The sequence below is a fragment of the Rhizobium sp. C104 genome, assembly GCF_022354505.1.
Lineage (GTDB): Bacteria > Pseudomonadota > Alphaproteobacteria > Rhizobiales > Rhizobiaceae > Rhizobium > Rhizobium redzepovicii.
The window spans coordinates 216,733-242,618 of the sequence record NZ_CP092348.1 but is presented as its reverse complement, the minus strand read 5'-3'; the positions used below and the strand labels follow the sequence as shown (position 1 = coordinate 242,618).

Here is a 25,886-nt window from a genome sequence, read left to right as displayed (position 1 = left end):
GAAAATGCTACCAGAGGTTTTCCGGCGAGAATGGACAGCTATCTCGAGATCGCTCACAGAGTTCTAAATGTCTCCCGTCGCCCTATGACAGCGAAGGGCATCTTGGAGGCTGCGTACAAGGCGCGTCTGGTTCCTAAACATTTGTACGGCAAGACGCAGGAAAAGACTCTTCAAGCCCGACTGAGCACAGACATACTCATCCATCGCTCCACGTCGGCGTTTTTTCGAACTGAGCCGGGTGTCTTTTTCCTGACGGAACTGATCGCAGATCCCGATATACCTGATAAATACAAGGAGCGCTTTGCTGCCCGCCGCCGCACCAGAGATCTTCAACCCGAACCGGCGTTGGTTGTAGACGAGAATTTCGTCGAGGCATGCGAACCTCGACTCTTCGCGGACTGGAAGCATTTCTTGAGAAAGGCCGAGGCAGCAAAAGCCCTTCACTATGCCTATCCGGAGGATCAACGCGGAAAGCTTCTAGTGTGGACTTTTTCTATCGTCCGCCGGGGCCGCGATGTTCTGTCGTACCGACTTGGTCGCTATCGTGACGACCACAACACCTTCGCCAACAAGCGCACGATCGGTTTCCCTGGGGTCGTCAGCTTTTTCGACTACACGTTGTTCTCAGATGGGGACTATGGCGCCAGTGAAAACGCCTTGGAAGCCATTCTGACAGACCTAGACATTTCTGCAGTCGCTGTTCACGGAGAAGGCATCGCGAGACCCGAGCCGCTGCTGGCGATGAAAGCCGAGCGCGGCGCAGACAACAGCGTTCTCATCCTGGTGATGGACTGGAACTGCCCCGACTGGTTTGAACCCACCACGCGCCGTCTTTCCATCAACGATCCCTGCTGGATGAACCTTGGCGCCAAGCCTAACAATATGGATGATTTCGAGCCTTGGACGCTGGCCGTGCTCGACGCCATCAAAGAAGTTGGTGCCCATCCCTAGTGTCACCAGTGATCTCGGCCGGGCACACGGCATTCCTGAAGTATGAGATTGAAAATGGAGATGCCCGGAGGAAGAAGACGGCACTACAGGATATCTCTCGTCTGTACCGACAAGGCTTCCATCTCAAGGCCGATAGCCGAAACGCCTTCGAGCAGCTTATCAATGGGATGGTGCTTGCGCATGCAGACGAAAAGGTTGTTCGATGGTGCCTAAACGCCCTCGCCCAGTTTGGAACTCGCGCGGGATGCACCCGCTATGTCGAACTCGCGATGCAGGCCAACGAAGGCAATCCCGAGATTGTGGCCTCAGCAGTCGCGGCACTTTCGAAGATGTACAACGGCAGACTTGAAGATATAGAGGCGTTGAAGACGGTCGATCCAATGCTCCGCGTACTCGCGGCTATGCAGAACACGGATCCACAAAAGCTTGATCTTTCGAGGATGAAGATCAATATCAACACGGCCGACCCTCAGGTATTGAAGCTCGCCCTGATCACGGTCGGCCTCAATCGCGACGTGGAAAATCTGTTCGATCCGCGCCACGCAAACGGGCAAATCGTAAAGGAACTCGGCCAGCACTCCGACGACATTGTCCGACAGTATAGCGTGTGGTGCGTGATCGAGAACCGGCGATTGAGTATCGGCGATCTCGGAATCCCCTTTTCCGACCTTGAGCGCCAACCCTCGAATGTACAAGCCAAGCTTCTTCAATTGGCCGCTGAACAGATCGAAGATCGTAAAGAATGTCACGACGTAATTTATCGCGGATCCTTCGTCTCGAGTTCCGGAAGCTCGCCGGGGACTCGCCAAGGGCCTGCTGAATAGGTACTACGACGGGCTGGAAGAGGTGACTATTGGCTGGTTCGACGTCGAGGGCGACCGCGAAGTAAAAGGCCTGCTCGCCGAACACCTAGCCCGGTTCTCCGACGATTGCCCCCCATATTCGGACAAGGCCTTGACCATCGCGGAGGCGGAGCCCGACTTAAAAGATCGGCTGCTACTCGGCGCAGAACAGACCAATCTTTACGGAATGTTGAGAGGCAACAGTTCGGGCAACGGGACGCTCGATCTGTTTCAGATCGGTGACGATTTGGAGACGATGTTCAGGGGTGTCTCCATCAAGAAGGAAAAGAAGTCAATGAAAGCTCTTATGCTCGCTGCTGCACCAACAGACCAGCAAGGTCTACGCCTTGACGAGGAGGCTCGCGATTTGCGGGAACAGCTACGGCTTGTCCAAGAGCCGAAAAGGAACGTGGAAGTCGAGCACCGTTGGGCGGTCAGGACAAACCAGCTACAGATGGAGGTCATGAACGTGAAGCCGCAAATCCTCCATTTCAGTGGCCACGGCGACCACGGACTCCTCCTGTTCGAAGACAGCACCGGCAAGTCCGCCGAGGTTTCAGCAGAGGCCATCGCAGGCTTGGTTGAGCTAAACACAAGCATAGAATGCCTTCTGTTGAACGCTTGCTATTCTGAGGCCGTCGCTCGCCTTGCGGCTCCCCACTTGAAGGCGGTAATAGGTTGCAACGACTCAATTGCCGACGATGCCGCCATCGCATTCACTCGAGCGTTTTATCGAGCTCTTGCACATGGAGAATCCTACAATAGAGCCTTCCGCCTTGCGAAAAACGATGTACATATCAACTGTGCCAACGGTGAGGCAGAAAAGTATGTAATGTTTGGATAGGAAGGAGGCCAGCTTTCCTGCTCCAGGTCAACATATCAAACATACAGTTGCAATATTAAAACGCGGTGCCGTTGTTAGCGCAGCCATACAATGACACGCCTTGCGCATAAACGGCGGCGTTGTATTGAGCCACGCACAACTGTAAGCCTTTTACACGGGAGAAGTTCCCGTCCGGAGGGTGCAGGTTGGGGTTCTATATTCGCAAGTCCATCTCGGCTGGGCAGCCGGAACGATGATCGGCCGGCTCTTTGGCGACAGACCGATATCCCGGCCCGAAGATGATGCGTTCGGACTCTCTTCGTTCGCCGACGCTCTCGCGACGTCACTCCTGCAGATGAGCCCTCGGGATGGACTGGTCGTTTCCGTCGAAGGGCCTTGGGGAGCAGGCAAGAGCAGCGCCATCGCGCTCGCGATGCGAACGGTAATGCTGCGGGTTCTGGCCGCCATCGGCGAAGGACGGGAGGAGATGGAGGGGCTTTCCGACGCCGATCTCCAGGCACGCTGGATCAAGCTGGCGAAGCGACGCCAGACCCATATCGTCAAATTCAACCCTTGGAGCTTCAGCGGCCAGGAAAATCTCGTGCGCGCGTTTTTCAGCGAGCTTTCTTCCCAGCTCCAACTCGAATCCGAGAGCTGGTGGAGCCGACAGATGAACCGGATAGCGGGCTACTTGCCGTCGTTCGGCGGAACCGTCGCGACAGGCAGTGCTCTCGCCGCAGGAGCGTCTCTCTGGGGTATCGCGGCGGCGGCTGGAGCGATCGGCCGGGCGCTCGGAGAAATAGGTCAGAAGGCGTTTAGTAAGGACGCTTCCCTTGAACTGGCGAAGAAGAAGCTGGCCGGGGCGCTCAGGACATCCGAACAACGAGTGATCGTGGTCATCGACGACCTCGACCGATTGATGCCGAGCGAGATGCGCGCAGTGTTTTCGCTTGTGAAATCGCTCGGCGATCTGCCGAACGTGCTCTATGTTCTGTCGTTCGATGACGCCATTGTTCATAAGGCGCTGCATCAGACGGCTGAGAAGATCGAACCCGATTTTCTTGAGAAAATTGTCCAGGTGTCGTTGAAGCTTCCCCCACCCTGGCGGTCGGAGCTACACCAGCTGCTCTACGAACGGCTCAACGCCATCATCGGCGATGCAAGTCCTGCGGACGAGAACCGTTGGCGTCGGATGATGACGGGCGTGATCGATCCTTATCTAGAGACTCCTCGGGACGTCACCCGGCTGGTCAACTCGATTCAAGTTATCTGGCCGAACGTGCAAGGCGATGTTGACCTGACAGATCTCATTGGGATCACGACCCTGCAGCTCTTCGACCCCAAGGTCTACGACCTCATCCGCAACGAGATCGAGACGATCACCTACGCGGACTATAACGACGAGGACGACGACGACCTCGGCAAGCGGCTGGAGCCCGCGATGGCGGAAAACCCGGAGGCGGCGAAAGTAGCGATGACGATCCTCTTTCCAAGATTGTCCAAGGCGTGGAAGACCTTCAGCGGGGACAGCACCGTGTATCTGCTTCAAAAGGAGCAGCGCAGGATCAGCACCAAGGAATATCACCGCAACTACTTTGTTTTCGGTCGTGATCCGCGGATGATGACCCGGTCCGAAATCGACGGCCTTTTGACAGCGCCGAACCCGTCCAAAACGCTCGACGCGGCTATCCGACGGTTGGAATCCGACACGTCGGGCCCGCCTTCTCGCATTGCGACCATGCTAGGCCAGTTCATTGAAGTGGTATACGCACGGCCGCTGCTGACACCGGCGTTCGTTCGAGCTCTATTCAGACAACGCGGACCATCTTATTCGCCGCGAGGACGAGGTGTGGGACATGGTGGTCACCCACAACGACGAGCGCCTTTCCAATATCATCACGCTTGGGCTCGAAAAACTCGATGCGGAAGTGCGCACCGAGATTCTGGGAATACTGGTGGAGTACGAAAGCGGCCTTCAGACTCGGACGACCGTCGTCGAAGCCGACGGGCGACGGCACGGCCTGTTCGGAAACGAGCCGGCGCATGAAACGGAACGGCTGTTTTCCGCAGAGAACATCGAAGCGGCGGCTCTGGCCATTCGCGCCCAGGTCGCCGCAGCCTGCGACAGTGATCTAATCTGGACGATGCCGAAGCCAGGAAGGCTTATCTGGGCGTGGAAGAGGATGACGGACAACGCCACGGTAAGGGCATGGACGGACGCCGTTATAGAGCACGGAGAGCATGTTGCCGATCTCGCGAACTCGCTTCCCTCCCGCTCCTATCGAACGGACAGCGACGGGTCGAAGGTCGTCTGGATCTTCCAGCGCGAACATTACGCCGACATCCTGGACACGGACGCACTATTGGACCGGTTGACCGGCCTCGCCGCCAAAAATGCCAAGGCCTCGGAGGCGCTCGATCGCCTTCGGGAGGCGGAGGCCAGGAGCCGGGATTGATCTTGTGCGGATGGGAAATGAAGCTGGGTTAGGGATATACCGAGAAACTGGGCTTCTATCCCTATTGTTTGCCCTTCCCGTTAGGCCGTTTGCTTCGGCGACGAAACCCGGCAACGATGAAACGCAACAACCAAATAAACGAACATGTTCCCTGGAGGCGTTGACACGGAATCAACTGAATGGACTATAGCGCCATGGAAACGGATAACTTAATCGGCGTCGGCCTTTATACCCCTGCGGAAGCGGGCAGGCTCTTGCGTATCTCGCCCGGCAAGCTATCGCGATGGCTGCGCGGCCACCGAATTGGAAACAAGTTCTATCCGCCCTTATGGACACCGGAAATCTCGCTCGGAGACGAGCGTATTTTCCTCGGGTTTCGCGATCTTATGGAGGCTCGCGTTGCCGGCGCTTTCATCGAAGCCGGCGTCTCGGCAATCAAGGTGCGGGCGGCGATCGAGACGGCCAAAGAAGTGATCGGACAGGCTTGGCCGCTATCGACAAACCGCTTTCGCACGGATGGCCGTGAAATCTTCCTTCAGATCGTCGAGAAGGATGAGGACGGCGAACAGCGGGAACATTTGCTGAACCTCTTTCGACGCCAGTTCGTATTCAATGGCATTCTTGATCCGATCCTGAAAACGGTCGATTTCGGTGCCGATGGAAACCCGCTCACCTGGTGGCCGGGCGGACGGCGGCTCAATGTCATCGTGGACCCGGCGCGCTCATTCGGGCAGCCGATCGACGCCGCCTCAAGTGTGCCGACTGCTGTTCTCGCAGCGGCTGCGGAGCAAGAGGGTGGCATCCGTGGTGCAGCGAAGGCATACGACGTGAGCGAAGCTTCCGTTCGGCATGCGGTGGAATTCGAAGCCATGATGGAGCAGCGGCTAGCGGCGTGAACGTCTTCTTCGACAACTGCACGTCTCCGATTTTTGCCAGCACCCTGCACGGGTTCATTCATCACGACGGCCACAGCGCAATCCACATCCGCGATGTGTCGGGCCTCCCGAATGGCCGCCATTCGAAAGATGTGGAGTGGATTGATTTCTTGCGCCGTTCCAACGACGAATGGATGTTCGTTTCAGGCGACGGGCGCGTCCTCAAGAACCCGGCCGAACGGGCGGCGTTGAGGTCAGCCGGGCTGCACGGTTTCATATTGGCGCCCGCCTATCAGAAAACGCCGCTCAACCAGGTCGCTTCGATACTCGTCTGGCGATGGCCTGAAATGTTGCAGATCACTCGTTTGCTTGCGCCACCCTCAATGCATGAGGTGCCGATCAACAAAGGCACGAGGTTGCGCGCGCTTCCCATGTAGCTGCTGCCGCGGTTTCCTGATCGACAGCCCAGCAGCTGCGCAAAAAGCTCAGGCGCACATTGACGTTGGCGGCGTCGCAACGGACTGGTAGGTCTTCTAAGGAACGTGCGAAGTGGGGCGGGTTTGCATGAAAAAATTTTTATCGCTGTGCGCGGGGATTGGGCTTCTCGCATCAGGAGCGACTGCACAAGATGCAGCGCCGGGATCAATCGAGGAGTTAATGCATGAGCTTGCACGCACCAACCCCTTGATGCACGCGATTTTCGCAGATCATATCGATGAAGCGAAGGAGGTATCCGCCACGGTCCAAGCAGGACATGAGGAGGTCGCGTCAAAAGCCGCGTACGACATGATGCGAAAATACAGCCAGGCGGCATTCTTGGCTGCGAGCGACGGTCCTGCGATCGAGGTACTCAAGAAGGCAGGCGATGTCATTGATGCTCTGGGCGATCACTATCCGCGAGGATGCATTGAGTTCGTTCACAATGACATCTCATCCGAAGCTCTGTCGATTGCCAGCGTCAATGAGGCCTATCGGCAGTATCAGGAGGCTCAGCGTGTCGCTTATGAGGACGGAAAGTCTCGCGCGCCGATTCCGAGAATGGAGATCGGAGATATGTTTGAGGTGGTTACCGAAGACCTGGGAGTAACCAGAGCCGAGATACACACATTGCTTAATCCAGAAAACGTGCGGGCCATCGAACTATGCGCAATCATAAGAAAGGATCTCAACGTATCGGCGGTGCGGGAGCCACTGCGTGGGCAATACGCGAGAGCCAATCTAACGTCGAAGAAATAGCACCTCCGGCTGCCGCCGATGACGAGATATGGCGGCCGAACCGCGTCCAGCGGAGAACGAAGTCGGTCCCAAGCGCCAATAGTGCACTGCCCTCCACAATGCGCGCGCCCCCTCCTCGCCCCAAGGGCGCAGGCCGCGATTGCGCCTCGGATAGCCCGCATCGTCAACTCGCCGCGCCTCCGCACCCACTCGTTAGCAATTTATTGACCATAAGCTGGCTTTACTAAGCCTGATGGCTGCGGAGTTCCCGCCCGCCATCGAGTGTTCGGTGTGAGACGGGTTTGTTCGTGTTGAAGTATTCACTGCAAGGTTTGTCAGGCGGTATCGCCACGCTCCTGTCGCGTGCGGAGCGCTTCGCAGCGCAGACCATTCTGCCGGCTCTGTTTGCGCTGCCGGCACTTGTCGGTTCCGCATCATTCGCCTCGGCTGAAGATCGCGCCCTGAAGCTGTTCTTTACCCATACGGGCGAGAAGGCGACGATTACCTATAAGCGCGACGGAAAGTTCGATGCCAAGGGCCTTGCGCAGATCAACCGGTTTCTGCGCGACTGGCGAAGGAACGAGCCGACCCGGATGGATCCCCGGCTGCTCGACCTGGTCTGGGAGGTGTACAAGCGCAGCGGCGGCAAGGATTACATCCATATCGTCTCCGCCTATCGCTCGCCTGCGACCAACAACATGCTCCGCAACCGCTCGCGCAGTACCGGCGTCGCCAAGAAGAGCCAGCACATGCTGGGCAAGGCGATGGATTTTTATGTTCCCGGCGTGAAGCTTTCGACGCTGCGGGCGCTTGCCATGCAGATGCAGGTCGGCGGTGTCGGATATTATCCGACCTCGGGATCGCCCTTCGTGCATCTCGACGTCGGCAATGTCAGGGCCTGGCCCCGCATGTCGCGGCAGGAACTCGCACGCATATTCCCGAATGGGCAGACGATGCATCTGCCGGCGGATGGCCGGCCGCTGCCGGGATATAATCAGGCGGTTGCGAACCACAGAAAACGCGGCGGCCCCGCCTCGATCCAGATTGCCGGCACCGCGGGAGAAGACGAAGAGGTGGCGGTGTCGACCAGGTCGAGCGGCGACTCCCCAGACGGAAAGCTCGTGACGGCGCTTCTGCCAACGCCGGAAAGCCGAGCCTTGAATGCGCTCGCGCTGCAGACCGGCGCAGCCGAGCCGGATGGCAAACGGTCCGTTCCGGATCTTTCCTCCTTGCCGATTCCGATACCGGCGATGCGGCCGGCCGCCTTTGAGCACGGCGCCGATGTGGACAAACTGGAGACTGCGTCGATCGGCCCGATTGCCGCACTTCCGGAGAGACCGGCGTCGGCAGTGCCTGTGCCCGTTTCCATCCCCGCATTGTTGCCCCGGAGGCCTCCAGGCACAGCGCTGATATGATCGCCTCGCTGCCGATGACCGCTTCCTGGGAAGAAGCAAATTTCCTCGGATCGACATCCCAAGCGGCGCTGATGCAATGGGCGCTGCATTCTCCCGGCGCGGCGATGGGATTGAGCGCGCCTCGTGTCTCCCCGCGCGCGGTTCATCATGAGGTGAATGTGGCGACGTCGGGCGAGGATGTCATCCCGGTCGCTGCCAGCGGCCCGGTTGCCGTCAGCGGCCCGTTCGATGCCGGCCGGTTTACATCGGCACCGGAGGGCTGACCGCGATCATCATGGGGAGCATGGGAGCGACCGTGCCGTCAGTCGCAGACGATGCCGTAGATTTCGCGATATTGCTCCAACTGTTCTTTCGGGCCGGATAACAGCAGCGGGCAAGCGGTGTAGTTTCCCTTCACTTTCCCATTCTCGGTATACATCCAGTCGAAGATATCCGACTTCGCGAACTCGACGCGATCATCAGGCTTGATGTTGTTGGTGTATTCCGGCGTATCGCTGAGAAGAGCGGTGAAATGGTCACCTGATACCTTGATCTGATAGACCCACATGAATTCCACATTCGGTGCCATCTGGTCAGTGGTCAGCGCCACACCATTGGCCTTGTCCGTGAAACCGAGCTTGATGCTATAATTTTCGGTTCCGGCCGGTGGATTGCGCAGTTTCTCGAGGAAGCCACCCAACTCGCTATTGGACTTCTCATGGGCTCTGGCCATGGCCGGATCGCCGGGCGCGATCAACTGAACGTTGTCGGTGGCCAGAGCGAGTTCGGTGGGAATGATCAGAACGGATAAGCCAAGCATTGAGATGACTGAAATGACGTTGCGCAAGATTCGATGGCCTTAAATTGTTGTGACTATACCGCGCAACATATCTATCTCTGGTTGATCTTCAAGGCCGGGTTGATGCACCAGCGCCGCTGTTGCTGTGCCACCGCGTTAGCACTGTGTTAGCGCGCGTGATTTACTTTCGTGACGCTAGGGGAAACCCGCTATCGGTTGCAACCGGGCAAGCAGAGCGGCGACGAGCCCCGAAACGTCGACGACTGACGGAGATTACATGAAACTGGTCCCAGGCAGCTTGATATTATCGTGTGCCATACTTCTGTCCAGCGTGCCGGGATTCGCCGCCTCTGGCGGATGGCAGTCGGATGGCCAGGGCACGAGATACTGGCACGTCACTCCGCCGCCCGGGCAATGCAATATAAGCCAGGCAAAAAACCGGGCGCTTCGGGCCGGCATCTATCGCAGCGAGATCATACAGCAGGATGACAATGTCATCGTGCTCAGAGGTCTGGATCAATCGGGCGACCGGCGGGAGATCGGCTTCGCCAACATCAGGGGATGCCCCGAGTTGGATTGCTATGAGGATGGCCGCCCCTGAGGGCATGGCCGGAGTTTGCTCAACGAACGCTGCGACCGGATATGCTGCAGGCCGCCCAGCCCACCCCTACTCGCTCTGCCGCAAATTGCGGATCCGGTCGAACAGCACCGCCAGCACGATCGCCCCGCCGATGAACGTGCCCTGCCAGAAGGCGTTGATGCCGAGCAGGCCGAGGCTGTTGCGGATCACTTCGATCAGCGCTGCGCCGACCAGGGCGCCGAAGGCGGTACCGACGCCGCCGGCGAGGTTGGCGCCGCCGATGACGGCGGCGGCGATGACCTGGAGTTCCATGCCGGCGCCGATATTGGTGGTGACGGCGCCGAGCCAGCCGGTCTGGACGATGCCGGCAATGCCGGCCGAGAGCGCCGAGATCATGTAGACGGCAACCTTGATGGTGCGCACGGGAACGCCGGTCAGCGTGGCGGCATGTTCATTGCCGCCGATTGCGAAGACATAGCGGCCGAAGCGCGTCCAGCGCAGCACGAAGCCGGTGATGAGCGCCAGGATGACCATGTAGAGAACAGGATTGGCGATGCCGAAAAACCAGGCGCCGCCGCCGAGCGCAAGCAGCTTGTCGTGGTCGGGGCCGAACTGGAAGACGACAGTGTTGTTGGAGGCGACCATCGCGAGGCTGCGCGCAATCGACAGCATGCCGAGCGTCACCACGAAGGGCGGGAAATTGAGATAGGCGATCAGCACCCCGTTGAAACCGCCGATCACCAGCGCCGTGACGATCGCGGCGGTGATACCGACCTCGATGGAATAGCCGGCGTTCATGGTGACCGCCAGCACCATGCTGCAGAGGCAGAGCACCGATCCTACCGACAGGTCGATGCCGCCGGTGATGATGACGAGCGTCATTCCGAGCGCGATGATGGCGACGAAGGTGACGTTGCGGGTGATGTTGTAGAGGTTCTTCGACGTCGCGAAGGAATCGGTGGCGAAGGACAGGAAGAGGCAGGCGAGAAGCACGGCGATCAGCACCCAGAATGTCTGACCGCCGACAAACTCCGCAAGCCGGCTGCGCTGCTTCTGTGCAATCGTCTGGTCCAGTGTCACTGCCATTTCGACCTCTCACTCCAGATAGGGCATTTCCGTCAGCGGTGTTTCTTCCGCAGGACTAAGCACTGCCGCTCAGACCTGTTCGATGGCCCCTGTTATCAGTCCCGTGACTTCCTCGGGCGAACTCGCCGCGATCGCCTTGTCGGCGACCTTCCGGCCGCGGCGCATGACGATCACCCGGTCGGCGACGGTGAAAACATCGGGCATGCGATGACTGATCAGCACGACCGCGATGCCGCGGTCGCGCAGCTCGCGGATCAGGTTGAGGACTTCGGCCACCTGGCGGACCGAAATGGCCGCCGTCGGCTCGTCCATCAGCACGATCTTTGCCTCCGACAGCATGGTGCGCCCGATCGCCACCGCCTGCCGCTGGCCGCCCGACATCTGTTTGACGAGATCGCGCGGGCGGGTTTCCGATTTCAGTTCCTTGAAAATCTCGCCGGCGCGCCGGTACATCGTCTTGTAATCGAGGATGCGAAACGGGCCGATGCCGCGGCGCAGTTCCCGCCCGAGGAAGACGTTCGCCGCCGCCGTCAGATTGTTGCAGAGCGCCAGATCCTGGTGGACGATCTCGATGCCGTGCTGGCGCGCCTCGACCGGGCGGTGCATGACGATCTCCTTGCCCTCCAGCCGCATCGTGCCTTCGCTCGGCCGGAAGTTGCCGGCGATCATCTTGACCAGCGTGCTTTTGCCGGCGCCGTTATCGCCCATCAGGCCGACGACCTGGCCGGCTTCGAGCGTAAACGACACGTCGTTGACCGCCTGGATGGCGCCGAAATGTTTTGAGATATTGGTGAGTTCGAGAACCGCGACCAGCCGACTACCCTCCCCGGAACCTGCAGGCCTGCTTTCGCCGCCGGTTACCCGGTTGCCAGTCAGTCGCCTGCGATCTCGCTCGGCCGATCTCCTCCCGGAAAAGCGATTATGAGCATTAATGCAAAAGCGCCAGGAATCGTCAATCAAATGTCCGCTAAATCAGCCCCTCATCACAAAAATCTATTTTGTACGACAAATACAGATTGACGCCGGAAACGCGGGCATATTAGCTGTTACTGGGGAGAGAGGTATGCTGATCCTTGTCACCGGGGCTACGGGCAAGGTCGGGCGGCGCTTCATTACTGGGCTGCTTGACGAGCCGCGATTTTCCAAAGCACGCATTCGCGCGCTTTGTCATAATCGTGTGTTCGAGGAGACCGACCGCATCAGTGTGGTGAAGGGCTCGATCGCCGACAGCAATGTCGTGGCAGCGGCAATGGACGGCGTCACCCATGTCGTGCATCTCGCCACCTGCAAGGAAATCCCGGCCGACGTGATGGATATCACCGTCAAGGGCCTGTTCTGGCTGCTCGAGGCATTCCGCGCCAGCCCCACGGCCAAGCAGTTCATCCTGATCGGCGGCGATGCCGGGATCGGACATTTCTTTTATCGCCATGACGGGCCGGTGACCGAAAAGACGCCGCATCGCGCCTATCCCGGCTGCTACGCGCTCTCCAAGGTGCTGGAAGAAGTGATGCTCGAGCAGTTCGCCATCCAGTATGGCATCAACACCTGCTGCCTCAGGGCGCCCTGGATCATGGAGAAGGACGATTTCAAATACACCCTGTCCTTCGGCGACGATGTCTTCGGCGGGCCGGACTGGAAGACGCTGGTGCCGGCTGATGATGCCGAGCGTTACGCGCATGATGGCACGGTGCCGCTGTTGCGCGATGCCGACGGGCGGCCGCTGAAGCGCAATTTCGTGCATGTCGACGATCTCGTCGCGGCAATCCTTGCGGCAATCGACAATCCGCGCGCCAAGGGCGAGCTTTTCAACATCTCGATGGATCGGCCCGTCGATTATGGCGAGGTCGCCGCACACCTTGCCCGCACGCGCGGGCTCGGCTCGGTCGATATTGCAAGCCAGTTTCACTCGAACTGGATGGACAACAGCAAGGCCAGATATCTCTTGGACTGGAAGCCGGTCTACGATCTGGAAAAGCTGATCAATTCGGCTTGGGACCACCAGCGTTCGAAGGAGGAGCCTCGGGTCGTCTGGTATCCAGGTTGATGACGCGGCGGGTGCAGAAGCGCTCGTCTTTTTCAATGGGAGGAAGCTATGAGGAAGGCATTATTGCTTACAGCTGCAGTTATGGCGCTGACGGCCGGACAGGCCTTGGCCGCCAAGAAGCAGCTGGTCATCGTCGTCAAAGGCCTCGACAACCCGTTCTTCGAGGCGATCAACCAGGGTTGCCAGAAGTGGAACAAGGAAAACGCATCGGCCGAATATGAATGCTTCTACACCGGCCCGGCATCGACCTCCGATGAGGCCGGTGAGGCGCAGATCGTCCAGGATATGCTGGGGAAGGCCGATACCGCGGCAATCGCCATCTCGCCGTCGAACGCCAAGCTGATCGCCCAGACGCTGAAGACCGCCAATCCGAGCGTTCCAGTGATGACGCTCGATGCCGATCTTGCTGCCGACGACGCGGCGCTGCGCAAGACCTATCTCGGCACCGACAACTATCTGATGGGCGCCAAGATCGGCGAATACATCAAGAAGGCCAAGCCGAAGGGCGGCAAGATCTGCACCATCGAAGGCAATCCCGGCGCCGACAACATTCTGCGCCGCGCCCAGGGCATGCGCGATACGCTGAGCGGCCAGAAGGGGCTGGCGGCACTGAAAGGTGAAGGCGGCTGGACGGAGGTTGCCGGCTGCCCGGTCTTTACCAATGACGACGGCGCCAAAGGCGTGCAGGCGATGACCGACATCCTTGCCGCCAACACCGACCTTGATGCCTTCGGCATCATGGGCGGCTGGCCGCTGTTCGGCGCCCCGCAGCCCTACCGCGACCTGTTCAAGCCGATGGCCGACAAGATCGCCAAGAACGAGTTCGTCATCGGCGCCGCCGACACGATCGGCGACGAAGTGGCGATCGCCAAGGAAGGCCTGGTCACCGCGCTGGTCGGCCAGCGGCCGTTCGAAATGGGCTACAAGGCGCCAACCGTGATGATGGACCTGGTCGCCGGCAAGAAGGTCGACGATCCGGTGTTCACCGGGCTGGACGAATGCACCAAGGATACCGTCGACACCTGCATTCAGAAGTGACCTCGGCATTCCATCAATGATGCGGCTCGGAGCGCCCACGCACGTGGGCGCTCCGATGATCATACAGCGCTCACCTGCGCACCGATCCAGTCCGAAAATGCCCGCATCGCCGTCGTGACCGGCCGCGACTGCAGGCGCGTCAGCCAGTAGCTGCCGAGCGATATGGCGGTAGCGAAAGGCTGGACGATCGCGCCTGAGGAAAGATGCCTTGTGAACATCGATGGCGGCGCGAGCGCGACGCCGAGCCCCTGAAGGGCCGCCTCCATCATGCCGACAGAGGAATCGAAGACGATGCCGGCATTGACCTGCGCCGCCGGGGGAACGCCTGCCGCCTGAAACCAGCTGCTCCACTCATCCGTCCGGTAACTGCGCAGCAGCACCGCCCCGGCAAGATCTTCAGGCGATTGCAGATGTTCCGCCAGCTTGGGGATGCAGAGCGGCGAGAGCGGCGCTTCGAACAGGCGCTGCGCCTCCGTTCCATGCCATGAACCGCTGCCGAAGCGGATGGCGAAATCCAGCCCTTCGGCGGCCGGATCGACCCGGTTGTTGTTGGTGGACATGCGGAGATCGATAAAGGGATGCCGGCGCCGGAAATCCGCAAGCCGCGGCAACAGCCAACCGACAGCAAATGTCCCGACTACGCCGAGGAACAGCAATTCGCGCACCTGCCCGGCTTCGATCCTGTCCAGCGTCGTCGCCATCTGGTCGAACGAAGCCGTCACTGTCGGCAGCAGCGCTTCGCCCTCGGCGGTGATTTTCAAGCCGCGGGGAAGACGCTGGAACAGCGCCACCCCCAATCGCGTCTCCAAGCCTTTGACCTGCTGGCTGACCGCCGCCTGAGTGACGCAGAGCTCGATCGCCGCACGGGTGAAGCTCAGATGCCGTGCGGAGGCTTCAAAGGCGCGCAGGCCGTTCAAGGGGAGGAATTGCCGAACCATGTGAGCCCTAGATTTTCTTGTGGCTGCTGCGAGATATCATCATTTGTGATTGCAAAATAGCGCCGTTAAACGTCGTCCCCATGCGCTTTTGCGCTTGTTTTTGCTGCCATGTCGATTGGAGGATGACGGTTATGAAAAGCATCGGGATGAGAATTTTATCGGCCTTTTTGCTCTCGGCCGGCGCCGCCACAAGTGTTTTTGCCGCCGACGAGACCAAATTGAAGGCGATCACGGATGCGGCGATCAAGCCGATCATGGACAAATACGCCATCCCCGGCGTTGCCGTCGCCATCACCGCCGACGGTCAGGACCACATCTTCAACTATGGCGTCGAATCCAAGGACACCGGCAGGCCGGTGGCGTCGACCACGCTCTTCGAACTCGGATCGATCAGCAAGACCTTCACGGTGACGCTAGCATCCTACGCGCAAGCGAGCGGACAACTCTCGCTGTCGGACAAGGCCGGCAAATTTCTGCCTGGAATGAAGGGCAAGCCGTTCGGCGATATCGCCTTGATGCATCTCGCCACCCACACGGCGGGCGGATTTCCGCTACAGCTTCCCGATGAGATCAAAACCGAAAAACAGCTGCTCGGCTATTTCAAAGCCTGGCAGCCCTCCTATGCGGCTGGAACGCAGAGAAGTTATGCCAACCCCAGCATCGGCATGCTCGGCTATATCGTCGCGAAAGCCATGCATGGGGATTTTGCGGCTTTGATGCAGGACAAGCTGTTTGCCGGGCTCGGCTTGAAACGCACTTATATCGATGTGCCGAAAGCGTGGCAGGCCGATTATGCTCAAGGCTATAAGCGCAGCGGCGAGCCCGCTCGGATGACACCGGCCGTTCTCTCATCCGAGGCCTATGGCGTCAAATCCACTGCGGGCGACATGATCCGCTTCGTCGGCGCCAATATGGGCCTAGTCAAGCTCGACGAAAAACTGCAGCAGGCGATCACCAACACCCATATCGGATATTTCACAGCAGGGGCGATGACCCAGGATCTCATCTGGGAGCAATATGCCTATCCCGTCGCGGTGAACGACTTGCTGGAGGGCAATTCGCCCGCGATGCTGAAGACCATGCCGGTTTCGGAACTGCGACCGCCGATGCAACCGCGCGACGATGTGTGGATCAACAAGACCGGCTCGACGAACGGCTTCGGTGCTTATGTCGCCTTCATCCCCAGGGAGCGGCTCGGCATCGTCATCCTGGCCAACAAGAACTATCCCAACGAGGATCGCATCGCCGCAGCCTATCAAATATTAACAGCGCTCTCGGCAGACTGATCGGAAAACAGGCCGAGCGCCCCGCCTCAGACGCAACTGCAACAGTTGAAATCGTGCACCCGGCTACCGACGATGGAGCCAGACCTTAGCCTGATGCGCCAGCCAGGGCCCTCGTGATATAAAATGGGTTGCCATCGACGGGGCCCACCCTTCCGCAAGTTTCCGATGTCGAATCCGGCGACACTACTTTAAGTAACACGTGTAAATAATTAAGATTAATAAGCGAGTATTTTCTAGAACATTTCTAATCAATTGCCACGCCTTAAAGGTGATGCTAATAAACACTCACCTTCTTAACGTCACAAGGCGCGATGCAATGAAAAGCGTATTGATTTCTGGCGGGGCTGGATTTATTGGCTCGCATTTGTGCGACCGGCTTTTACTTAGAACAGATGTCGAAAAACTGGTTGTTGTTGACAATCTCTGGACCGGACTTTTCGACAATATCGCCCACATCAGGGATCCCCGCTTCCACTTCGTGAAGTCGGACGTCGAGACGTTGCGCAGCTCAGAAAAATTCGATGAAATCTACCATCTTGCCTCCCCGGCATCGCCGCCATGGTATATGAAGGAGCCGAAGCGGACGATTTCCGCCAATCTTCTCGGGGCATTCCGGCTGCTGGAGCTTTTGAAGAAAGGTGGACGTTTCGGCTTCACCTCGACCTCCGAAGTTTATGGTGACCCGCTGGTGTCGCCGCAGCCGGAATCCTATAAGGGCCAGGTGGACTGCACCGGACCGCGCTCGTCCTACGACGAGAGCAAGCGCTGCACGGAATCGCTGCTTTTCGAAATGCAGCGCACCGAGGGGCTCGACCTCAAGGTCGTCCGTCCTTTCAACATTTATGGTCCGCGCACACGGTCCGATGACGGCCGCGCCGTCTCCAACTTCATCACCCAGGCGCTGGCGGGCCGGCCGATCACGGTATTCGGCGACGGCAAGCAGTCGCGCAGCTGGGGTTATGTCGATGACGTCGTCGACGGTTTCGCCCGCTATTTCTGGATCAATGAAACCGACTACAAGGGACCTCTGAACGTCGGCAATGATCGCGAGATTTCGGTGCTCGAAGTCGCGCAATATGTGTCCAAACTGGTCGGCGGCGTGCCGATTGTCTTCGAGCCGTCACCGCCGCAGGACCCGACCAACAGGCGGCCGGACCTGACCAACGCCAATTACGTCATGCCCGAGTGGTCGTGCAAGATCAGCTACGAGCAGGGCGTGGCCATGACGCTTGACTGGTTCAGGGACCAAATGAAAGCGCACGCTGCAGAATAACGAGCATATGCTGGTGGATTTTGGCTCGACCTATGATCTCAATAGGTCGAGCTACGCTACTTTAACGCTCCTGGCGCGGCCCCATCCGGCGAGATTGGCGAGGCACATTCGCCAAAAACCCACCCTCTCGTTCCAACTGCACCGGCCGATCCGGCAAAGCCGTTCACAATATTCGGCACCGACCATGACACTCCGATGGCTCACGCATTCAGTGATCTCGCTGATGCGCATGTGCGGGCGCTTGAGCGGTTTGTTGATGGACTTGACTCGGCGGCCATAAACCTTGGGACCGGACGTGACGTATCCCTGCCCCGCGGCGGGCGCATCGGCAGGCCCGGTAGGGCGTCTGAACCTGGCGGTCGGCTGTAGCAGCGTCGGTCGCTACGATTTACTCGTATTGTCATAGAGTGCTGAACGCAGTTTCGCCTGCATCCACTGGAGGTGCTGTTCGATCATATGCACGTGGAAACTCGGGTTATTGAGAGTATTCAACGTAAAGTCGGACAAATGCGGGGTAACGTTGAACGGCTGACCCCGCCATTCGGCAAGCGCCACAGGAAGATATTTATGTATTGCCTGGCGGTTCAGCCACGGACGGAAATGCCGTGCGTCCCACGGTTCGGCGCCGATCCGATGACCCATGTCACAAACGTGTACCGTCCCAATCACGATGCGAGCAGCGAGGGGTCGGCGTTCCGCCAGCACAGCTTCGGCTGCCTCAATGCCTTGGTCCAGATTGATCTCGAGCACGTCGATTTCATCAGTGAAACCTGTCGGATCCGGCGGAAGCCGCCAATCCTCACCCAACACTTCAGCGGCGCCGCGAAGGTAATGATATCCATTGCACTGTCGCTCTACTTTTTCATAGAGCCTGCGGAGGCCCGCCTTTTCCAACATTTGGAGGACGCGGGGGCCAGCCTTGACGAGGGGGTCGAGGACAGAACCGGCGCGGGTAGCGATGGTCCTTTGCAGACGCCTCTTCCACCCTTTTCTTCCGGTAAACCGATGGATCGCGAGCAGCCGCTGTATGTCGGGGTGCTTACGAGCCATCAAGGCATCGGAGCGTCCCTCTTGATACCTGCGCACCATCTTTCCGGTGAGTGTCGTCGTTTGATGTTCGAGATGATAACCCAATGCCTCGGGAGCAAAACGAATTGGAACTCCTTTTTTGATCAGGCGCAGACCAAATTCGAAGTCCTCTCGTGCACGGGCGAATTGAGGATCGAGCCCGCCCATTGCGTGAAATAGTTCTGCATTCAGCGAAAGGTTTCCTGTCAGCACATCGGTAAAGGCGAACTGATGTCCAGGGCGGGACACGCGTTCGAAGTGCCTCGTCCACCACGCGCGCGCGCTGAGGCGGAAGCGATCCTTTGCAATGTGCGGAAGTGGCGGGTACGGCCCCATCACGACGCCCCCAGGGTGGCGCTGATGTTCAACGGCATGCGCCCGAACGAAGTTTTCCCGGGCTCGATGTCGTCATCAAGGAAGATCAATAAACGGCCGCTCGCGACCTGCGCCCCGCATTGCGGGCGAGTGCCGGACCGACGCCCGGCAACGACAGGGTCCGAAGCGGAACGCGGGTGCGAAGCGACGAGAGCATTGTCGACGTGTCGTCCTCACACCCGTCCGCCACAACCAGGACTTCGAACGCTGGGGTCCCATCTCGCTGAGCGTCGAGCCTGCTTAAAATCGATCTCAGCATAGCAGCACGATTATGCGTTGGTATGATAACGCTGATGTCAACCACGCTTATGCCCTGCCTCCCCTGCTCGCGCCCTCGCCCGCGCCCTCAGATATCGAACCGGGCCGCTCACAGCACCTCTGACCTGCGTTAAGGCGTCGTTGTAAGGCAGGCTGAATTGGTGTGTCCGTCGAGGTTGAAACAATCGCCGAAGAAGCCTGCTGTACGAACGAAACATACGAGGGATCGCACGCGGGTTTCCCTCGAACAGGAGGGCCTTCGTCAAGATGGCGAACGATGCAACCTCGTAGCCATACATCTGCTGCTGCAGTTCCTTGCTTGAGCGACGATGGCGGTGCCAGTTCAGAGCCTCGGGATCGTAGATGATCCGATATCCGGCTTCGAGCACACGCCGGAACATATCTGTGTCGCCACCAGCCAGACTGAGCGTTCCAGCGTCGAGAGCCTCGTCGAACCACCCCACCGCGTCAACGATCGTTCGGCGCAATGCCATGTTGACACCGGCACCCGCATGCCATCCGGTGAATGGGTCCAGGTTATAGGCATCATAAACCTGACGCCTGAAACCACGGCAAAAACCGCCAAAATGCTGAAAGGCGATCTGCGAGTCCGTTTCCAGCTCTGCCGCCATGGTAAGACCGGTTACGGCCAGCACGAGGGGGTCCTCGAAATTGCGAAGCAAGGTTCTAAGCCATAGCGGGTCCGGAACCGCGTCGTCGTCGATGAAGGCGACGACGTCTGCTTCTGTGTTGCGTAGGGCAGTATTGCGCGCGACGTCAAGACCAGGACGCGGTTCGCGCAGATATCTCACAGTGTCGAAGCGCCCGACTAAATCTCGCGTGGCCTCGTTCGATGGGGCATTGTCGACGACCAGAATATCGGCCTTATCGGGCATAGCCAAAAGCCCGGTGAGGCACCGCTCCAGATCCTCGGTACGATCGCGCGTGCAGATCACCACGGACGCTTTCGGCAGCTGACTTGGAGTCGGCGACGGATCAGGGAGGGCCAGCCGATGCCTCAGCCAAGCTTCGAAGACCGACGAACTGGCCGCAGACAGAATCCGGTCCTTAATTGGCATCTTGCCGCCATCGCTGTCGAAAGCGATCACAGCCTGGCCGCACGGACGACCGGCCACCCGGATCAGCACAAGTGCACCCTGATAGTCATCGGTCGGTTCAAAATCTGGCGGAAGGTCAAGAATGTCGATGTCTCGAACCGCAAGGCGCATCAGGAGTTCCGATCCAAGCTGTGCTGACCCAATAAGCCGTGGTCCGGCGAGGTCGCGGTGGGGCGCGACTGCACCTGCTGCCACTGTGTCGGAGGATTCAGCATACCCTTTCTTGGGCCGGGGCCGGTCACGGCGAGAGGATAGACTTCGGCGTGATAATCGTAAACTTGCTGCCAGTCCGCCGAAAAAAGGCCCACCGTAACGCGATAGTCGCCCGGCGCCAGGTCGACACGATTGAGCGTTGTTTCGATGCGCACCGTGTCCGTGTCTACGACAGGGGCGAATTCGGCCAACTTGCTGTCGGTCTCGAAGCAGCACGTATCGTCCGCCGCGTAGATGCCGATGACGATAACCGCGTTGCGATCTCTGGTAGCGCCAACATAGGTCAGTGAAATCGACAGCCGGTCGCCCACAACGATGGTACTTGTCGGCGTGCTTTGCTCGTTCAGCAACACGACGGCTGTGATCTGGAGTTCGCCATTGCCGAACCGGCTGACCTGCGGCACAAGTTCGACGGGCAGTTTCGTCACGGCGAACGGTTCGTGCTGGACGCTCGCGACCTTCGCCTCGACAGCCGAGGTATAAAGCGGGAGCATTTCGTCGATTGGTCCGTAGCCCACGACGCGTCCGCCTCTCAGGAACAGCACGTGATCACAGATTTCCCTTACCTGCGAGACGTCGTGAGACACGAAGAAGATAGTGGCGCCGCCGTTCAGTATCTCCTTCACTCTTGCAATGCACTTCTGCTGGAAGGCTTGGTCGCCGACGGCGAGGGCCTCATCGATAAGCAAGATATCCGGGCGCACATGGACTGCCACGGCGAATGCCAGGCGCATGCGCATCCCGGTGCTATAACTGCGAACCGGGTTCTCAACGGCCGCCTCCAGTTCGGCGAAGGCTACGATCTCGTCAAACCGCTCAGCAACCTCGGTCCGCCGCATTCCCGCGATAACACCCAGCAGGAAGATGTTCTCGCGCCCCGTCAAATCGTCGGTCAGGCCCGCCCCGATGTCGAGCAAGGCACCAATTCGACCCCTCACCTTGATCTGCCCTTCGTCGGGACGACCAACGCCGCCGATCAGACGCAGCAAAGTCGACTTCCCGGCACCGTTTAGTCCGACCACGCCGACAGCTTGCCCAGGCGCGACCGCAAAGCTGATGTGGCGCAGGCCCCAAAAACTTTTCGACTGTACCACGGACCGTCCGGACAAAAGGTAACCCTTCAAGGTGGTGGAACGTGCACCCCCTTGCGGACGGTAGCGCTTGCCGACGTCGTGGACGGTGATGGCGCCTTGTCTCATAGTTCATCCACAAGGCGTGCGCTGCCACGCTCGACCAGACAAATGCCGGCAATGAGCATCGGCAAAGAAACCAGCGCAGTCTTCCAATAGATATCAACGGGAGGCCAAGCGTGTTCGACGAAAATGGCGCGGTAACCCTCGAGAATCCAGGCCATCGGGTTCCAGGTGTGAATTAACGCCATCGGTTCACTGGCCTTAAGTGGGCTGTAGAACACGGGTGTCAGGTAAAAACCCAGCATCAAAATTACGCCTACCAAATGTTGAGTATCCCGGAAGTGGACATGCGCAACCGCAACAAGATAGGACAGGCCCATCATAAACAGCGCTTGCGCAAGGAAGACGAGTGGAAGTGCGACGACGCTCAAAGTCGGGGCCCCGGTCTCCATAAACGAGATGATGAAGAGGAGTGGCAGAGCGAGTAGAAGGTGCACTGCCTGTGTGATGACTGCGACAACAGGAAGTATCCCGATCGGAAAGCCCGGCCGGCGCACCAGTTCGCTGCTGCCGGTTATGGAGGTCGTCGCTGCGGGCACCGCAGTGCTGAGCCAACCCCAGGCCAACACGCCGGAAAAGACGAAAGTGGTGTAATGGGGAATATCTAGCGGCAGGACCTTGCGAAAGAGCAGCGAAAAAACCAGCAACTGGCTCAATGGCCGCATCAAGGACCAGCCGAGGCCAATTGCGGACCGTTGATATCTCATCTTCAGATCGCGTGTCAGAAGTTCCAACAGCAAATCGTTCCATTGCAGACAGATGTGGATCAAGGGCTTCCACTGATCACGACGCCAGTATTGGTCCCGTCGCTTCGCGCGATCAAGCGCATCATCCTTGAGATGTTCAGGCATTTAGGCTCACTCTTGCCACCGGTTAAATACACCTTGCCTCAAAGTAGTAAAGATCATCATACTCGCGAACTGACAGGGTACACTAGCGTGATCGTTATCGTAGGAAGCAACAATTATGCCGATGGTTTCCATCATTACACCGGCGCATGAAGCGGAAACAACGATTTCTTCGACTTTGGAAAGCCTGATAGCGCAAAGTCATGCCAACTGGGAATGCTTCATCATTGACGATGGCTCAACCGATCAGACCGCTGAGATCGCGGACCGTTTCGCGGCTGGGGATACGCGCTTCCATGTGCTGCGGCAGGAGCAGAGCGGCGTTTCAGCTGCTCGCAATGCGGGACTGGCACAAGCGAAAGGCGACTGGGTCGTCTTTCTCGACTCCGACGACGCGCTGGCACCCTTCCATCTCGAAACCATGCTGAACCACACACGAACTTTGCCGCAGGCCGACATTCTGCATTGCGGTTGGCGCCGTCTGAAAAATGGCGCTCCCTGGTGGCAGTCTCACCCCGCAGTAAAAATGGACAATCCGTTTGCCGAAGCAGCGCGCTATTGCCCTTTCGCGATCCACGCCGCCTTGCTTCGCCGGTCCCGGCTTGCAGAAATCGGCGGCTTCGATCCAGAGATGACGATGTGCGAGGACTGGGACCTGTGGCAGCGCCTCGCTCGAGCTGGCGCCGAATTTGCGCCGGTCGAAGGCCTGATGGCTGACGTTGGCGTAGAGGCCGGTTCGCTGTCGTCAAACAGGCTTAAGCATCTCGATTTTGGTCTTAAAGTGATCCGGCGCGGCCACCATTCCGATCCGCGCATAGCCTATCCGGTGCCGGCGCTCGCCCAGGGAATCACAAAAGCTGGGCTGGGAATGGCGTGCTGGTATCTTGCGATCTGGCTTGTCGGCGCCTCAATAGGTCAGGGCGACAATCCTGGCGAACTGCTTGAGCGGGTGGCAGAGCCTATCCCGCCTGACGCCGACGTTTACACGCTCTGCGCAATAATGATAGACGGGATTGTGGTCGGCGCCTTCCCCGACGAGCCGATTTGGCCCGGACTTTGGTCGAAGATCCAGGGCAAGCTTCCGGACCTAGAGGCTTGGCTCAATCGGCATGCTCCCCAAGAAGCTTTTGGCTCCCTGTTAATCCGTGCACTGGAGCGAAAGATCGCTGACCAGCTGCCAGCCAACCTGCCCGCCACGATCGGAACAACAAGAATACAGCCAATTGATTTGGATCGACCTATCGTCGACCTTATCTTGCCCGGCATTGAGCGGTTGCGCTGTTGCATCTGGCGAGGTTCGACGCTGCTCGGGCAACTGGAGTTTGTTGTCTTCGGAGCAATCGAAGCGGATGCTATACGAAGCCGACTTCGGACGGTGTTCGGCCCGGAGGTCGACGATCTGACGCACCCGTTGTCAGAAGATGGCTTCGTCAATCTTGCTGATGAGGAGGACCGGCGCGCCCCCTCCGCCAGCATGGCAGCGCGAAGCAACAGCGGAGCAGCTCAAAAGACGCTGAAGCTCATGGCGAAAATATCATATTGGACCGGAGCTAAGGCCGTAACGGGTTGGTGGAACAGGAAGGAGCCGACGCCAACACCTGTCGACGCGATATCAGGCATGGCGCATGCCGGGCGCGCCGAATTCGATCGAATCGTTGAAGAGGAAATCCAGCGGGCGGTTGCAGCCTCAACGCAGATCTCCAGGGAGACGCCGTCGAAAAAAACCGGCCCAGTCGGCGATGAGGTGCCGAGATACGATACGGAGGCGTACTGGGAGGAGCTGTTTTCCCAGGTCGACCCTTGGGATTACCAAAACAACTATGAGACTGTGAAATATCTTCAAACACTCTCGGTGTTGGACGATCGACGCTTTTCAAACGGCCTCGAGCTGGCCTGCGCGGAAGGAACCTTTACACGGATGTTGGCCTCCCGCGTCGACAACCTGCTGGCGACCGACATTTCGGCGTCGGCAGTCGCTCGAGCGGCCTCGCTTCAGGACCATGATTCCGCGGTAGCCTATCGGCAGTTGGATCTTTTGAATGACGAGCTGGAAGGGCCTTACGATCTCATCGTCTGCAGTGAAGTTCTGTACTATTTCGAGAACAGAGAAAAACTCCGGCAGATAGTCGATAAGATTGCGGGCAGTCTTCGCACCGGTGGTTGGTTCGTTACTGCCCACGCCAACCTTCTGATTGATATGCCGCATGAGACAGGATTCGGGTGGCCGCATGAATTCGGTGCGGTCGGCATAGGCGAGATGTTTGACCAGCATCCGGATTTAACTCTCTCGGTCGAAGCCAAAAGTCCGCTCTATAGAATCCAAAGGTTCGAGAAGGTGGAACACGGGGGTTTCCTTGAGCCGACACGCGTGGAAGTAAACACAGCGCAGCCTTTGCCTCTTCAGGTCGCCAGCCAGGTACGCTGGAGAGCGGGACAAGTTGTGGAAGCCGCCGCCGACTGGAACGATGTCCCGATCCTGATGTATCATCAGGTTTCGGACGACGGTGCTGAACAGCTGGCACGATACCGCCAGTCTCCGGAGGCTTTCGAAACTCAACTGGCATTCCTGCGCGATGCCGGATGGCGCGGGATGACTTTGGACCGGCTGCTTGCTTGTTTCGACGAAGGTGCCAAACCGCCAGAAAAGACATTAGTCCTGACCTTCGACGACGCTACGCGCGATTTCATGACGCATGCCCTCCCACTGCTACATCGATACGGCTTCCCATCCTCACTCTTTGTCCCAACCGGGAGGGTCGGCGGCTCTGCAATATGGGATTCGGCCTATGGATCGCCGGCTCCACTGCTAACGTGGGAGGAACTTGCGGCAGTCGCAAACAGCGACGTGACGCTGGGTGCCCACGGTGTCCGGCACGTGCGCCTCTCTGCCCTGGCACCGGAGAGCCTGTTGCGAGAGCTTGCTGGCTCCAAAGCTATGCTTGAAAAACGCCTGGGTCGAGAAGTGCTGGCGGTCGCATATCCGTACGGCGACTTCGACCCCGCTATCCGGGACATAGCCGAACAATGCGGTTACCGGATTGGGTTAAGCTGCGTCGGTGGCACGGTGCGGGCGGATGCCGATAAACTCGCATTGAAAAGACAGGAGGTTTTTCGCGGGATCACCCAGTCAGAGTTCGCAAATCTGTTAGTTGGCTGAGACAAGAATGGGGTAGTCCACCGTCCAACCCGCATCGTACTTTGTTCCCAGAGCAA

Annotated in this window: 23 protein-coding genes and 1 pseudogene; 15 read left to right on the top strand and 9 right to left on the bottom strand. The window is 58.7% G+C overall.

The window, feature by feature from the left end:
- The first annotated feature begins 30 nt into the window (after positions 1-30).
- The 9 genes and pseudogenes from MF410_RS02250 to MF410_RS02210 all read left to right on the top strand — a co-directional run bounded on the left by MF410_RS02250 (position 31) and on the right by MF410_RS02210 (position 8,840).
- Positions 31-951 (top strand): winged helix-turn-helix domain-containing protein, encoded by a 921-nt coding sequence (locus MF410_RS02250; protein ID WP_097626463.1) that lies wholly within the window; start codon positions 31-33, stop codon positions 949-951.
- 8 nt (positions 952-959) lie between these two features.
- Positions 960-1,775, top strand: coding sequence for a hypothetical protein (locus MF410_RS02245; RefSeq protein ID WP_239620142.1), 816 nt, complete (start codon positions 960-962; stop codon positions 1,773-1,775).
- Between the two features lie 22 nt (positions 1,776-1,797).
- Positions 1,798-2,637 carry a CHAT domain-containing protein gene (locus MF410_RS02240; RefSeq protein WP_239620139.1) on the top strand — a complete coding sequence of 280 codons (840 nt, stop codon included), beginning with the start codon at positions 1,798-1,800 and terminating at the stop codon, positions 2,635-2,637.
- A 232-nt stretch (positions 2,638-2,869) separates the two neighbouring features.
- The gene (locus MF410_RS02235; RefSeq protein ID WP_239620137.1) at positions 2,870-4,663 is read left to right on the top strand and encodes a P-loop NTPase fold protein; all 1,794 of its coding nucleotides are present in this window, start codon (positions 2,870-2,872) and stop codon (positions 4,661-4,663) included.
- A gap of 136 nt (positions 4,664-4,799) precedes the next feature.
- Positions 4,800-5,072 carry a hypothetical protein gene (locus tag MF410_RS02230; protein WP_239620135.1) on the top strand — a complete coding sequence of 91 codons (273 nt, stop codon included), beginning with the start codon at positions 4,800-4,802 and terminating at the stop codon, positions 5,070-5,072.
- A 179-nt stretch (positions 5,073-5,251) separates the two neighbouring features.
- On the top strand, positions 5,252-5,968 hold the full coding sequence (locus tag MF410_RS02225) for a hypothetical protein (protein WP_239620134.1): 717 nt from the start codon (positions 5,252-5,254) through the stop codon (positions 5,966-5,968).
- Complete coding sequence (locus MF410_RS02220) at positions 5,965-6,384, top strand: hypothetical protein (RefSeq protein ID WP_097626457.1); 420 nt, start codon at positions 5,965-5,967, stop codon at positions 6,382-6,384. Before MF410_RS02225 ends, MF410_RS02220 begins: the two co-directional genes overlap by 4 nt.
- 127 nt (positions 6,385-6,511) lie before the next feature.
- Entirely contained in the window at positions 6,512-7,183 is a 672-nt protein-coding gene (locus tag MF410_RS02215) for a hypothetical protein (RefSeq protein ID WP_143541926.1), read from the top strand.
- A 281-nt stretch (positions 7,184-7,464) separates the two neighbouring features.
- Positions 7,465-8,840: pseudogene (locus MF410_RS02210) on the top strand (DUF882 domain-containing protein).
- Between the two features lie 38 nt (positions 8,841-8,878).
- Here the strand turns inward: MF410_RS02210 and MF410_RS02205 are convergent.
- Positions 8,879-9,403, bottom strand: a complete 525-nt coding sequence (locus MF410_RS02205) for a DUF2314 domain-containing protein (protein WP_239620131.1) — start codon at positions 9,401-9,403, stop codon at positions 8,879-8,881.
- Positions 9,404-9,632: 229 nt separating this feature from the next.
- Here MF410_RS02205 and MF410_RS02200 point away from each other — a divergent pair, with 229 nt between their 5' ends.
- Positions 9,633-9,956 carry a hypothetical protein gene (locus tag MF410_RS02200; protein ID WP_097626449.1) on the top strand — a complete coding sequence of 108 codons (324 nt, stop codon included), beginning with the start codon at positions 9,633-9,635 and terminating at the stop codon, positions 9,954-9,956.
- Positions 9,957-10,022: 66 nt separating this feature from the next.
- On the opposite strand, the gene MF410_RS02195 is transcribed toward MF410_RS02200, so the two are convergent.
- A complete protein-coding gene (locus MF410_RS02195) occupies positions 10,023-11,021 on the bottom strand; it encodes an ABC transporter permease (protein WP_097626447.1) in 999 nt (332 codons plus the stop codon).
- A 69-nt stretch (positions 11,022-11,090) separates the two neighbouring features.
- Positions 11,091-11,768 carry an ATP-binding cassette domain-containing protein gene (locus tag MF410_RS02190; protein ID WP_239620129.1) on the bottom strand — a complete coding sequence of 226 codons (678 nt, stop codon included), beginning with the start codon at positions 11,766-11,768 and terminating at the stop codon, positions 11,091-11,093.
- A gap of 316 nt (positions 11,769-12,084) precedes the next feature.
- On the opposite strand from MF410_RS02190, the gene MF410_RS02185 reads away from it, so the two are divergent.
- Together MF410_RS02185 and MF410_RS02180 are read left to right on the top strand one after the other, a co-directional pair.
- A complete protein-coding gene (locus tag MF410_RS02185) occupies positions 12,085-13,065 on the top strand; it encodes an NAD(P)-dependent oxidoreductase (RefSeq protein ID WP_097626443.1) in 981 nt (326 codons plus the stop codon).
- Positions 13,066-13,113: 48 nt separating this feature from the next.
- Complete coding sequence (locus MF410_RS02180; protein ID WP_097626441.1) at positions 13,114-14,103, top strand: substrate-binding domain-containing protein; 990 nt, start codon at positions 13,114-13,116, stop codon at positions 14,101-14,103.
- A gap of 59 nt (positions 14,104-14,162) precedes the next feature.
- Here MF410_RS02180 and MF410_RS02175 read toward each other — a convergent pair whose 3' ends face one another.
- Positions 14,163-15,041, bottom strand: coding sequence for a LysR family transcriptional regulator (locus MF410_RS02175; protein ID WP_097626439.1), 879 nt, complete (start codon positions 15,039-15,041; stop codon positions 14,163-14,165).
- Positions 15,042-15,172: 131 nt separating this feature from the next.
- Here MF410_RS02175 and ampC point away from each other — a divergent pair, with 131 nt between their 5' ends.
- Both ampC and MF410_RS02165 read left to right on the top strand, forming a co-directional pair.
- Positions 15,173-16,327 (top strand): class C beta-lactamase, encoded by a 1,155-nt coding sequence (ampC, locus tag MF410_RS02170; protein WP_097626437.1) that lies wholly within the window; start codon positions 15,173-15,175, stop codon positions 16,325-16,327.
- 316 nt (positions 16,328-16,643) lie between these two features.
- The gene (locus tag MF410_RS02165) at positions 16,644-17,600 is read left to right on the top strand and encodes an NAD-dependent epimerase/dehydratase family protein (RefSeq protein ID WP_097626434.1); all 957 of its coding nucleotides are present in this window, start codon (positions 16,644-16,646) and stop codon (positions 17,598-17,600) included.
- A gap of 381 nt (positions 17,601-17,981) precedes the next feature.
- On the opposite strand, the gene MF410_RS02160 is transcribed toward MF410_RS02165, so the two are convergent.
- The 5 genes from MF410_RS02160 to MF410_RS02140 form a co-directional block, all read right to left on the bottom strand.
- Complete coding sequence (locus tag MF410_RS02160; RefSeq protein WP_239620127.1) at positions 17,982-19,007, bottom strand: glycosyl transferase family 2; 1,026 nt, start codon at positions 19,005-19,007, stop codon at positions 17,982-17,984.
- Positions 19,008-19,089: 82 nt separating this feature from the next.
- On the bottom strand, positions 19,090-19,302 hold the full coding sequence (locus MF410_RS02155) for a glycosyltransferase family A protein (RefSeq protein ID WP_239620403.1): 213 nt from the start codon (positions 19,300-19,302) through the stop codon (positions 19,090-19,092).
- Positions 19,303-19,339: 37 nt separating this feature from the next.
- Entirely contained in the window at positions 19,340-20,530 is a 1,191-nt protein-coding gene (locus MF410_RS02150) for a glycosyltransferase (RefSeq protein WP_097626430.1), read from the bottom strand.
- Positions 20,530-21,831 carry an ABC transporter ATP-binding protein gene (locus MF410_RS02145; RefSeq protein ID WP_097626428.1) on the bottom strand — a complete coding sequence of 434 codons (1,302 nt, stop codon included), beginning with the start codon at positions 21,829-21,831 and terminating at the stop codon, positions 20,530-20,532. Before MF410_RS02145 ends, MF410_RS02150 begins: the two co-directional genes overlap by 1 nt.
- Positions 21,828-22,676 carry an ABC transporter permease gene (locus tag MF410_RS02140; RefSeq protein ID WP_097626426.1) on the bottom strand — a complete coding sequence of 283 codons (849 nt, stop codon included), beginning with the start codon at positions 22,674-22,676 and terminating at the stop codon, positions 21,828-21,830. The genes MF410_RS02145 and MF410_RS02140 overlap by 4 nt, the downstream gene beginning before the upstream one ends.
- Positions 22,677-22,791: 115 nt before the next feature.
- Here MF410_RS02140 and MF410_RS02135 point away from each other — a divergent pair, with 115 nt between their 5' ends.
- Positions 22,792-25,830 carry a trifunctional glycosyltransferase/class I SAM-dependent methyltransferase/polysaccharide deacetylase gene (locus tag MF410_RS02135; RefSeq protein WP_097626424.1) on the top strand — a complete coding sequence of 1,013 codons (3,039 nt, stop codon included), beginning with the start codon at positions 22,792-22,794 and terminating at the stop codon, positions 25,828-25,830.
- The last annotated feature ends 56 nt before the right edge of the window (positions 25,831-25,886 follow it).